Here is a 241-nt window from a genome sequence, read left to right on the forward strand (position 1 = left end):
CCGGCGAGGCATAGCGCTGGCCCGGCTGCACGGTGAACGATGCCCAGCCGTTCTGTGCTACCTGGACGCCAAAGCGCCGCATCAGGTTCAGGGTGATCTCGATGTAGGGCTTGGAGATCAGCTCGCCGACCACGTCGATGGTCACCGCATGGCCGCGCGCCATCAGCGGGGCGGACATCAACAGCGCGGTCAGGAACTGGCTCGACACGTTGCCGCGCACCGCGATGCGGCCGGCGTGGAT

The 241-nt window shown here is 67.2% G+C and carries 1 pseudogene; it reads right to left on the reverse strand.

Features of this window, described 5'->3' with window-relative positions:
- Positions 1-241 (reverse strand): annotated as a pseudogene (locus tag KVT32_RS31285) (3-phosphoshikimate 1-carboxyvinyltransferase); the annotation flags it as partial.

This window comes from Achromobacter sp. GbtcB20 (assembly GCF_019091095.1).
Taxonomy (GTDB): domain Bacteria; phylum Pseudomonadota; class Gammaproteobacteria; order Burkholderiales; family Burkholderiaceae_B; genus Achromobacter; species Achromobacter mucicolens.